Below are 11,790 nucleotides of genomic sequence, written 5' to 3' on the forward strand. Positions count from 1 at the left end.
CACAGGATTCTTCGGCCTTGGAGGTCGTCATGGCGTGGATGGAGCAATCAGGGAAAGAGTCGTGGCGGGTGCGCTGGCACGCGCCAGGGAACACCGACTCGGTCGGCGGGTTCCGCAGTCAAGGCGACGCCCGCGCCTATGTCGCCGACATGGCCGCCGATCGGCGACGCGGCGCCTGGATCAACCCCGCCGCCGGGCGCATCACACTCGCGGAATGGGTCGCACGATGGCTGCCCGCCATCGACCTCGACGAGCGCACCGTCGAGACCTACCACAGTCGGCTGCGCTGCCATCTCCTGCCCCGCTTCGGCGCCACCCCACTCGCCGAAATCACCGCACTCGACGTCACCCTATGAACGAAGACCGCGCCGAGCGCTACGCGCCCACTACAGTGTCCAGCCTGATCAACCTGCTCTCCATGATCCTCACCGACGCCGCCGACCAACATCTCATCGCGGCCAACCGCGTCCACAAGCGCCGCCGCCGCGGACGGCGCTCCCGCCGAATCACCCGCGAAAAGATCTGGGCCACCCCGGAACAGGTCGTCCGCATCGCCGAACAAGCTGGCATGCTCGGCGGCCGAGTCGCCTACCTGCTGATCATCACCGCTGCCTGGACCGGCTGCCGCTGGGGCGAACTCGTCGGCCTGCACCGCAGCCAACTTGACCTCGACCACAGTGTGCTCACCATCGACCCCTTCCTCGGGGCAATGCACGACTGCGGACACCGCCGCTGGCTCGGCCCGCCCAAAACACCCTCCGCCGCCCGCCGCATCACCCTGCCACCGTTCCTGGTCGAGCTACTCCGGCAGCACCTCGACGCGCATCCGTTCGAGTTCGTGTTCACCACCCCGTCCGGCACCTGGCTATGGCGATCCACCTTCATCCGCCGCACCTTCCGCCCCGCCGCCGACGGCAAACCCGGCACCGACCTAACGGCCGGGCGGCGCGGACTCACATTCCATGGGCTGCGACACAGCCACAAGACCTGGCTCATCGCCGACCAAATCCCCGAGATCGCCCAAGCCCGCCGACTCGGGCACCCTGGACAACCGCATCGTCGAGACCTACAGCCACGTCGCCCCCGAAGTCGAACACCAATTCCTCACCGCACTCGAAGCTCACTGGCACACCGCCACCCACCACGACCCGCCACCCGCACCCGAACCCACCAGCCCGACCGAACCGCCACTCGCTGCGGTTGTCCCCCTCTTCGCCGGCACTCGGGACACCATCGCCGCACGCCGGAAACCCCGACGCGCGCAACACAAACAGGCACGCGGCCCCGCCAGGTCGCCCGGCTTCGCGCCAGAAACGCCCCACCCGAGGCAGCCAGGTCATTGCGCTAGCGATCTTCAGAGATCAACACATGAAACAAGAAAAGCCCGTCCAACCAGCCGAAACAGCATGATCGCCCCGGAAGGCCCGACCGTGAGCAGCGTGAACCGCCCCGCACCTGAGCCGGTCATCGAGGCCATGGCTATCCAGGCGCCTCATGGCAAGACGCGGTCAGAACTCCGCGGCGCCGTTGATCGGCCGCTGACGGATCGAGGAGAGTGGTTGGGACCGAGATGCTATCGACCTGGTCGAACTAGGCTTCATCGAGTTCAACGGGGATCGGATCGGCCAATTCAGTTTCGGGCGGGAGAACTCCCGAACGGCCAAGCAGGGTGGCTGATTCGCGCGCCTCGCCTAGATTTACCACGACACCGAGCCGACATCGATTTGGTCGAGCTCGCGATCCAGCGGGCCGCGAGCCCATGCGAGCCGCTGAACAGCAGTAACAGCAAGCACATCCCGATCGCGAACTGACCGCCACCCTGAGCACCATCGAGAACTTACTGATCGGCATCCCCCTCGGGACAAAGGCTCAGATTCCGGCGGCCGGCCCCTCACCCGCTGGGAATCCGACGAGTTCTCAGGCACGGAATAGCCCTGGACTATGGGACTGGGGTCAGTAGTACTCTCGAATATAGGCGAGGGCGCGTTCGAAGACATCGTTGTCGCGGATCTTGAACTTGATGTAGAGGGTTTTGCGGAGGGCCTGCTGGACCAGGCGGCGACCGTCGCGGGTGTCCTGCCACCCGTCGAAACGGACGGTGCGGACGATGTTGTCGACCTCGTTGACCACGTTCTCGACGATGATCGGGGTGTCGTCACCTTTGAGGGACTCGAACAGGTCGGTAAGGGCGGCCTTGCCTTGTTCCTCGCGAGGAACCTCGGCGGCTGCCTTTTCCGCGGCGACGGTGTCGCGGGCAAGTTGGAAAAGTTCCTTGAGGAATTCAAGGCTTGCCTGTTGGGCGTGAGCGTACTTCTCGCGGAGCGCGTTGAGGCGTTTGCCGAGTTCGACGAAGACCGGGTTGCCGACGTGTTTGGCGATCCGGGCGGTTATCCATTTTTCCACCTCGACCGGATCGACGTCGGTTCGTTTACCGGTCATCAGGTCTTCTATGATCGTCGCGTCAAGGACGATGGTGTCCAGGTCGGTGCGCGGGACCTCGACAGTAACGTGCTCGTTAATCAGTTCCAAGGTCTTGGCCCCGAGAGTGTGCCAGACCAGGCGGCCGGTGACGTCTGTTGGGCGGACGGACTCGTAGACGCTGGTGAGCCAGCGGTAGTCGTCCTCGTGGTCGCGCAGGATCGGGTCGGGACTGAGCGTCTCCCACAGCTGCGCGACGACGCTGTACGCGGCGGCGAAGGCGTCCTTGGCCTCGTCGCCGGCTATCGCGGTCTGCGCTTGGATGAGGCCCTCGTAGCCGCCGACGGTACGGTCGACGCCAGGGAAGAACGCCAGCGCCGCCTCGATCGCCGGTTCCAGTTGGGCGCGGAGCACGGCGATGTTGCTGATGACCTGCTGCACGCTCTTGTCATCGAACGCCATCGCCTTCGCCACGTCGTCGAAGATGCCGAGGTAGTCGACGATCAGGCCGTGCGTCTTGTGCGGTGGGTAGACCCGGTTCGTGCGGGTGATCGCCTGCAGCAGGTTGTGCTGCTTGAGCGGTTTGTCGAGGTACTGCGCGTACAGGATCGGCGCGTCGAAACCGGTTAGGAGCTTGGCCGTGACGATGAGGATCTTGAGCGGGTCAGCCGGGTCGTTGAACCGGGCGGTGATCCGTTCGAGCTGCTCGCGGTCCGGGGTGTACTTCTCCCGCCATTCCTGTGGATCGCGGGCGTCGCGGCTCATCACCACGGTCGAGATGTCTGGGCCAAGCAGCTTGTCCAGCTCTTTCTTGTAGGCGACGCAGGTCGGTTTGTCGTACACGACGACCTGCGCCTTGAGCCCCTGCGGCTCGACCTTGGCACGGAAATGCTCGGCAATGTCAGCAGCGATCTTGCTAATCCGCGAGTCGGTTTTGATCAGAGTCTCGATGGAGGCTGCTCTGCGCGACAGCGTGATCTTGTCTGACTCGGTGAGCTCGTGCCGGTCGGCCAACTCCGCGAACGCCGCGTTGATTGCGTCCTCGTCGAGGTGTATCTCGGACAGCCGCGGCTCGAAGTGCAGAGGCAGTGTCGCACCGTCGCGGATGGAGTCGGAGAATGTGTACCGCGACAGGTAGCCACCGTCATCGGAGGCAGAGCCGAACCAGAGGAACGTGTTACGGTCGCGCCGGTTGATCGGCGTGCCGGTGAGCCCGAAAAGAAACGCGTTGGGCAGCGCGGCCCGCATCTTGCGACCGAAGTCGCCTTCCTGAGAGCGGTGCGCCTCGTCCACCATCAGGATGATGTTGTCCCGAGCGTCGAGCACGCCCGGCGCCTCGCCGAACTTGTGCACAGTCGTGATGATCACCTTACGGGCACCGACACGGAGCAGTTCCTGCAGTTCCTTGCGGCTGTCGGTGGAGACGAGGTTGGGCACGTCGGAGGCGTTGAACGTGACGGTGATTTGCGTGTCCAGGTCGATCCGGTCGACCACGATCAACACGGTCGGGTTGGTCAGCCCGGCGGTCGCCCGCAGCTTCAACGCCGTGAATACCATCAGCAGCGACTTGCCCGAGCCCTGGAAATGCCAGATCAGCCCTTGCTTGACCCGGCCGTGCAGCACCCGCTCGACGATCAGGTTGGTCGCTTGGAACTGCTGGAACCGGGCAATAATCTTGATCTTGCGGTGGTTCTTGTCGGTGGCGAACACAGTGAAGTACCGCAGGAACTCCAGCACCGCCGCCGGGTTGAGCACCCCGTCAACGGCCTCGCGCACCGTCGCCAACTCGGCGGACGCTGACGCGGACTCATCACGCCACGGCCCCCACAGCGCCACCGGCATGCCGACCGACCCGTAGCGGAAGTCTTTCCCCTCAGTAGCGAAGTTCAACACGTTCGGCACAAAGAACGCCGGCACGTTGACCTCGTAGTCCTCGCTGATCTGCGCCGCCGCGTCAATCCACGAGTACGCCGGCCGCACCGGCGACTTCGCCTCCCCCACTACGACCGGAAACCCGTTACACCACAACACAATGTCGAACCGCCGCTCCACTCGACCAATACCGAAGGTGACCTCGGTGGAAACGATCCACTGGTTGGCGCTCGCATCGGCCCCGTTCTCGAAGTCGATCAGCTGCACCGTGGTGTGCTCACCCTGCGGTCCAAACGGCATCGACTTCTGCCCGGTCAACCAGGCGGCAAACTCTTCATTAGCCACCACCGGATGCGGTGACCCCCGCGCGGACAGGATGATTGCCCGAAGCTGATAGACGACCTCATCTGCTAGTCGCGGATCAACCTCGATCTCCGGATTCAGCCGGATCAGAGCCTCTTTGACCTGAGCTTCCAGCAAGACATCGTCCCGCCGACGCGGAAGGTCGCTCCCGGGGACGAAATGAACACCCTTAGCTTCAATTATATTGCGGACGAAATCACGGATTGTGTTAGCCTCGTTAAAGATCACTCGCGACCCCAAAGATGGCTGCCAAGATCGATGAGCGAAGCAGTCGTACAGAGCGAATTTCCGCGGTTGAAGAAATAATCGCCGAAGACCATGCTGCAGCCTTGGAAATAAGAGCCCGCTGAACAGCAAGATCGGGAGTAGGGAACGGATAGTCCTCAATATGCCGCCAGTGCATATGCTTAACCTTTGATCCTTCACTCCGCCGTGCAACCCAATCTGTGAATTCCAAAGACCGCAAAACAAGAAACAAAAAGTCATAATCCACATCAACCGATTTCGATCGAATGCGACCAATTCTTTGATTAAGAAAGGCCTTGTCATGCATTCGACAGACTCGCCCCAAGAAGCGATCCTCCAGCGACTGAGCGGTCATGTTGATCACAAGATCTCCCGGCTCCAGTATCCAGGGTGAGAAGTTCAATGCGAAAGACTCAGGAATCCGCACAGAAGACATCGACCAACTCGTTACCCCATTCGGGGCCATATCACCGGGGCGAAGCAAAGGAAATTCCCCCTCGCCATAAAGCTCGCTCGGGACCGGACGACCACTTTGAAGCTCAATGAGCTCCCCTAGTAGACGTCTGGGAAAGTTGGCAATCTGTTCCGCAATCCAGGTGTCATAGCTGGGGGCCAGCGTCGAAGCTAGATGTGTGAGGTGTGTCCGGTGACGCTCTGCCGCCCAAAGGAGATCTGCGAGGCGTTTTTGTTCATCGATAGGCGGGAGGTCGAACTTATAGTTGGAGAGGTCTCTCCAGTTAGTTCGGGGGGAGAGTGATCCTGCCGATGTGCCTAGTGCGTGGTCGTAGAAACCGTCGCTTTGGACAAGGAACGGCAGCAACTCAGGTAGGAGTTGATTCTTGTCGGCTTCGAAGACGAGGATGTCGCCGGAGATTATTGCGTCGAACTCGGCGTAAGCGGCTTTGCGTTGGTAGGCACGGCGTTTGCCGAACAGAGTTTGGCCGGGTTTCACACGGCGAGTGAACGTGGTGCCGTCGGCGCCGTTGCCCCAGCGGCTGATGCTGACTTCACTGGGGTCAAGGTGTTCCATGGCGATAACTCGGTTGATACCGGCGGCTTCAGGGTCCTTGACAGTTACGTTGAGGTTCTTGACTACGTCGCCGAAGGCGACGCGCTTCCAGCTGGTCTTGTCCAGGTTGAGGCTCATCAGGCCACCTCTTGGTGGAACACTGTCAGCACGTCGGTTACAGCCTTGTCGGCAGCGTCCGCCGCTGCTCGCCATTGTTCGACGACTGCATCGAGGTTCAGCCGCTCATTACTGGTGAAATTTGTCACGTTTGCGACATACAGTGGGATTGCGAGGCTGTAGCCCTTGTTTGCGACTTGATCCAGTGACGCAACAGCGGCAAACCCTTCATTGTTGGTGAAATTCCGATATGCGGTAAGAAGCTTCTGCTGGTGCTGGTCGCGGAGGAACGACTGTGCCTGCTCACGCGCGTACTCGTTGACCGCATTGATGAACAGCACCTTGCCGCGCTGGGCCTCCGGCTTGGCGGCGCGGAGGGTGATGACGACGGCTTCCATTGGGGAGTTGTAGAACAGTCCCGGGCCGAGGCCGATGACGGATTCAAGTAGGTCGGACTTCACCAGATTCTCGCGGAGTGCGGCTTCTTCGCGACGGAACAACACGCCGTGCGGAAACAATATGGCGGCGCGGCCGGTTTTGTGGTTAAGACTTTTGGCTATGTGTTGAAAGAAGGCGTAGTCGGCTCGGCCCTGGGGCGGCACGCCCCACATGTTGCGACCGTAGGGGTCTTTGGTGAATGCGGCACGGTTCCAGTTTTTGATGGAGTAGGGCGGGTTAGCCAAGACCACGTCGAAGGTGCGGAGGCGGCCGTGGTGGTCCAGGAAAGCGGGTTTAGTAAGGGTGTCGCCGTGTTCGATGTGGCCGTCCTCGATGCCGTGTAGGAATAGGTTCATTCTGGCGATGGCGGAGGTTCCATAGTTGAGTTCCTGACCGTAGAGCTTGAGGCTGCGCCATTCCTGGCCTTTCCGGCGCAGTTCCGCGGCAGTGGAGATGAGCATGCCGCCGGTGCCGCAGGTGGGGTCGTAGACGCTCTCTCCGGGTTCGGGTTTGAGCATCATGGTCATCAGATGGACCAGGGTGCGGTTAGTGTAGAACTCCTGGGCGGTGTGGCCAGAGTCGTCGGCGAATTTCTTGATCAGGTACTCGTAGCCTTGGCCGAGTTCGTCCTCGGGCAGGTTGGCGACGGACAGGGTCTTGGTGGAGAAGTGCTCGATCAGACCAGTCAGTGTGGAGTCCGGCAGCAGATCCTTGTTGCCCCAGTCGCCGTCGCCGAACACGCCGGGCAGGGTGTCCGGGTTGGCCTTCTCGATCGCGTTCATCGCTTTGCGGATCGTGGTGCCGACGTTGGTGGTGACCGCGCGGATGTCGGACCAGTGGGCGCCGTCGGGGATGTCGAAGCGGTGGTTCTCCGGGAGGTCGGCGAGTTCCTCGTCGTGGTAGGTGTCCAGTCCGGCGGCGTGCTCTTCGTCGTAGACGTCGGAGAGGCGTTTCAGGAACACCAGCGGGAAGATGAACTGCTTGTAGTCGCCTGCGTCGATCTGCCCACGGAGCAGTTCCGCCGCGCCCCACAAGTAGCTTTCCAACTCGCCTTGGGTGATGTGTTTGGGCACCGGTCTCACAACCCCCATTTCGCTAGTTCCGCTGCCAACGTTGCCCTGGTCGCGCGGGCGGCGGCATGCGCGGTTTCGAGGTCTGTCAGCGCCTGGTCCAAGGTAATCCGCTCGCCGGTGTCGACCGGCTCCACGTAAAGGGGAATGTTGAGGTTGTGTCCTTTGGCGGCAATGTCGTCGAGAGTGGCGACGGTGGCCAGGCCGGGCTCGTCGGCGTATGCCTGGTAGGTCTTCAGCAATGTCTCGACGTGCTCAGGTTCGAGGGTGTTCTGGTTGCGGCCACGTTTGAACAGCTTCTCGCCGTTGATGAACAGGACCTTTTTCTTGCGGTCCTTGTCCTTGTGCTTGCGCAGGATCATTACCGACGCGGCGAGACCTGCGCCGTAGAACAGGTTCGGCGCCAGCCCGATGACCGCCTCGATTAGGTCGGCCTTCAACACGTGTTCGCGGATGCGGCCCTCTGCACCCTGGCGGAACAGCGCGCCCTGGGGCAGCACCACGGCTACCCGCCCACGAGGACCTGGCAGTGCGGAGGCGACCATGTGCTGCACCCATGCCCAGTCGGCGTAGCCCTTTGGTGGCACACCGCCCAGCTCATTGCGCCCCCATGGATCGGACGCCCACTCCTCGTGGCCCCACTTCTTCAGCGAGAATGGTGGATTGGCGATCACGCAGTCGAACCTGGCCAGCCGACCGTGGGTGTCGTGGAACTTGGGCGAGCGGAGTGTGTCGTCGCGGACGATCTCGAAGTCCTGGACGCCGTGCAGCAGCAGGTTCATCCTGGCGATTGCCGATGTGGTGAGTACTCTCTCTTGGCCGTAGAGCTTGCCCCACAACGTTTCTGGCCGCCCGCCCGCCGCTTTCACGTGCTCGATGACCTCTATCAGCATGCCGCCGGTGCCGCAGGCTGGGTCGTAAACCGTGTCGCCCTCCTTCGGGTCGAGGATGTTGACCATCAGGGCAACCACTGAGCGGGGGGTGTAGTACTCGCCCGCCTTCTTGTTCGACAGGTCGGCGAACCGTTTGATCAGGTACTCGTACGCTTGGCCGAACACGTCCGGCGACACCGAGGCGTTGGACAGATTCTTGGTGGAGAAGTGCTCGATGAGGTCCCTCAGCCGGGCGTCGGGCAGCTTGTCCTTGTTGGTCCAGCTCGCGGTGCCGAAGATCCCATATAGCACGTCCTGGTTGGCGTTCTCGATCTCCCGGAACGCAGCGCGCAGCGCCTCGCCGATGTTCTGCGTGCGCTCCCGCACGTCCTCCCACCGGTGGCCTTCCGGCAGGCTGAAGCGGTGGAACTCGGGGAGCGAGGCGTACGTGCGGTCGCCGTCGGAGTCGTCCAGCGCGGCCTGGTACTCCTCGTCGTAGACGTCGCTGATTCGTTTGAAGAACATCAAGGGGAAGATGTAAGCCTTGAAGTCGGCTTGGTCGATGCTGCCGCGCAACAGGTCTGCTGCCTTGGCGAGGTACTGCTCGACCTCGGCGAGGCTCAGCGGCAACGGCAGCGCCGCGTTGTTGTCGGCTCGGACACGGGCTCCCACGGCGCGGTACTGCTCCTCAGCTCATGTGTCATGGACAGGCTACGAAGATTAGTGCACGCTCACATGGGTCGACTCGCTGTGGTCCGGGTGTAGCGTAGATTTGATCTTCTCCATCAGCTCCCGCACGTGCTGCGCATGGTGAGGAGATGTGGCGAACCAGCGTGCCGCGTAGCCGACGATCTCGGTGACCTCGACGCCGACGGTCTGACATAGCGTTGCCGGCCGGTCGTGGCTGTCGACGCCTTCGACGGCTCGCAGGCCTTTTGCGATCGCTTCCTCTGGCACGTCGAGGGCGGACGCCGCCGAGGACGGTGATGCCGCGAGCGCGTCAAGTACGACGCTTTCTGGATCGACCTGGCCAGGCAGGAACGTGAGATACGGCTTGTCATGGAAGTCTTTCTGCTTCCGCGCGTCGCCGTCCAGTACACCGAGCACTCGAATACCGATGTTGTTGTCCGAAAGGACCTTGGCCACTTGGTTGACCGCTCCTTCGCCGCCACCGACGCTGCCGTGTTCTCGGCCGACTTCGACGATGCCCAGCTCCATCCGCCACGCTGGGACCTGCCTGGCCAATATCGCCTTGAGCAGCAGGCGCGCGAAAGCGTCCTCAACCAGCAGCAGCACGTCTGGTCGCTGCTCGATGCCGATCGCACGGGCCACCTGGGACGGGAAGGTCATGCGGTCGATGGCGACCCCGGTTCCCTGTGAAGCTCGTTCGATCGTCCGCAACGAGGTTGTCGACAGCCGATGGGCCATCTCGATGGAATGCGAGGCGATCACGACGGACAGTTTCCGCTCGACCGCGTGCGACACGATGACGTCGAGCAGGCGTCGCCGCGCCTGTGGGGACAGGAAGTTCTCCGGTTCGTCGAGCAGGAGCACGCTGCCGTGCCGTGCGGTTCGCAACGCACGGAGCACGATGGACGCAGCCAGCTCGCCGAGGCTCATTTCCCGTGGCCCGTAGGTCGCGCCCCGGTAGGTGAGCTCGTAGTAGTACCAGGTGGACGTGCCGGTGCTGTCGGTGTCGTCCCGATCGAGCTCCTGCGCGGACGCGGAGTCGTAGTCTCGGTTCAGGATAAACCCGAGCAGGGCGGCCGTCTGCTTGTCCTTAGGTGGTTGGTCGCTGGCCGCGCGCCTTTCGTCGAGGCTTGGCGTGCGGGATACCTGGTTGACTGTGTCGAAGCATTCCCATCCGGTGTCGACATGCACGCACTTCACCGTTTTTGCTATAGCTTGTACCTGGGTTTCAACGGTTGCGTCGCCGGTGTCGCCGCCGTCCAGGTGGGCCGAGAGGGTTTTCAGAAACTGCGTCTTGCCGACCCCGTTGACGCCGCAGAAGACCGTGACCCCTGACTCGAGTGCCGCAGTCACCGTACCCAGATGAGCATGCCCGTCGATGGTGACGGCACGAAGCGGATACGGGTGGTCGGCGCTGGAGAGCGTTTCGTAGTTGCGTTGAACGTTGCTCCGCCTCAAGCCCAGCGCCCCCACTCCACGACGTGCACGGCAGCGGCGACCGACTCCAGGTCGACAGAGTTCCCTATCTGGTTGCGTAGGACTAGTAGTTGCGAGACAGGCGGGCGGTCGAGCGTCGGGACACCGCCGACGGCGACCAGGAACATCCACAGCACGGCGTCCCGGATGCACAACGACTCGCTGGTCATCGCCTCCACCGCAGCCCGGTCGTTGAACACCGCAAGCAGGTCGGCGGCGGGCAGGTCGGCCATGGGCTCGCCGCGAAACGGAGGCTCGGAGTCGAGATCCAGGCCGACCGCGAGCCTGCGACGTTGCGGTTCCAGCCAGTCCATCAAGTAGCCGATATAGTGTTCGACGTCGGGACCGAACTGGCGTTGTGCAAAGACCATCAGCAACAGCCAGGACGCGAGCGTGGCCTTGCTGAACCGGACGGCGGGCTCCGCCAACTCCGGCCTGGTGATCAGACTCTTAAGGGCATCGGACACCGCAGCGTACACATCCGGCGGCGTGGGATGACCGGCTCTCAGCCGCTCGGTCAACGACGCCGAGTCGCTGCCCGCGACCCCGAGGTCGCGCTGCTCCACCGCGACAATCACCCTGCCAAGCACGTCCTCGTAGAACAGCGAGACGTTGGAGAATCCAATTCGTTCCGTGGTGAGCCCCCAGTCCGCGGCCCTGCTGGTCAATTCACGGATCTGCTCGCCGAATTTGCCAGATTCCACCACACGACGCTGCGCAGCGGACATCCGGTCGACATCATTGAGCCGGAAAAGTGCCGGACGGATGTCTTCCTGAGCCATCCCATTAAATTCGATGACGACGACGGGATAATCATCGAATGCACTCCGCAGACCGCTTGGCAACTCTTGATACGTCTTGCTGTCTATATCGGAAAGCGAATCGCTGTGTGGTGTCAGTCGGCCGTCCACGTCAAGCTCGTTCGCGGTGAACTCACGCAGCGCCCCAAGCCGTCGACCACCGTCGACCACGGTGCGTCGGCCGTCCTCAGCGACCAGGGCATACAGCGGACCGATCGGCCAGCCACGCAGGATGGAGTCGAGCAGCAGATGTTTGCGGTGCTCCGACCATTCCGCAGCACCTGTCCGGTCCAGCTCGATGCGCAGGCTGCCGTCATCGAGTTCGGCGAGTAGCTCGCCGACGGTCTGCACGCGTGGCTGTGCCACGCCGCGCAGTGCCCCCGGTGTCGCCATCGCTGCCCTTTCGCTCGTCGCAGACC

8 protein-coding genes are annotated in these 11,790 nt (G+C 62.6%); 2 read left to right on the forward strand and 6 right to left on the reverse strand.

Annotated elements, in window-relative coordinates:
- The first annotated feature begins 29 nt into the window (after positions 1-29).
- Positions 30-356 (forward strand): tyrosine-type recombinase/integrase, encoded by a 327-nt coding sequence (locus tag A3CU_RS50425; protein ID WP_156960799.1) that lies wholly within the window; start codon positions 30-32, stop codon positions 354-356.
- Entirely contained in the window at positions 353-1,348 is a 996-nt protein-coding gene (locus A3CU_RS49125; protein WP_052373021.1) for a tyrosine-type recombinase/integrase, read from the forward strand. The genes A3CU_RS50425 and A3CU_RS49125 overlap by 4 nt, the downstream gene beginning before the upstream one ends.
- A gap of 605 nt (positions 1,349-1,953) precedes the next feature.
- On the opposite strand, the gene A3CU_RS0140020 is transcribed toward A3CU_RS49125, so the two are convergent.
- From A3CU_RS0140020 to A3CU_RS53765, 6 genes are read right to left on the reverse strand one after another with little or no spacing between them, the layout of a single operon-like run.
- Positions 1,954-4,881 carry a type I restriction endonuclease subunit R gene (locus tag A3CU_RS0140020; RefSeq protein WP_027946953.1) on the reverse strand — a complete coding sequence of 976 codons (2,928 nt, stop codon included), beginning with the start codon at positions 4,879-4,881 and terminating at the stop codon, positions 1,954-1,956.
- Positions 4,871-6,046: a restriction endonuclease subunit S gene (locus A3CU_RS53260; protein WP_169739750.1), complete on the reverse strand. Its 1,176-nt coding sequence runs from the start codon at positions 6,044-6,046 to the stop codon at positions 4,871-4,873. Before A3CU_RS53260 ends, A3CU_RS0140020 begins: the two co-directional genes overlap by 11 nt.
- Complete coding sequence (locus A3CU_RS49130) at positions 6,046-7,536, reverse strand: type I restriction-modification system subunit M (RefSeq protein WP_156960802.1); 1,491 nt, start codon at positions 7,534-7,536, stop codon at positions 6,046-6,048. The genes A3CU_RS53260 and A3CU_RS49130 overlap by 1 nt, the downstream gene beginning before the upstream one ends.
- 5 nt (positions 7,537-7,541) lie before the next feature.
- A complete protein-coding gene (locus tag A3CU_RS0140030) occupies positions 7,542-9,077 on the reverse strand; it encodes a type I restriction-modification system subunit M (protein ID WP_027946954.1) in 1,536 nt (511 codons plus the stop codon).
- A 48-nt stretch (positions 9,078-9,125) separates the two neighbouring features.
- Positions 9,126-10,553, reverse strand: coding sequence for an ATP-dependent nuclease (locus tag A3CU_RS0140035; RefSeq protein WP_169739751.1), 1,428 nt, complete (start codon positions 10,551-10,553; stop codon positions 9,126-9,128).
- Entirely contained in the window at positions 10,550-11,764 is a 1,215-nt protein-coding gene (locus tag A3CU_RS53765; protein ID WP_027946956.1) for a DUF262 domain-containing protein, read from the reverse strand. Before A3CU_RS53765 ends, A3CU_RS0140035 begins: the two co-directional genes overlap by 4 nt.
- Positions 11,765-11,790: the final 26 nt, after the last annotated feature.

It is taken from the genome of Amycolatopsis taiwanensis DSM 45107 (assembly GCF_000519205.1).
GTDB lineage: Bacteria > Actinomycetota > Actinomycetes > Mycobacteriales > Pseudonocardiaceae > Amycolatopsis_E > Amycolatopsis_E taiwanensis.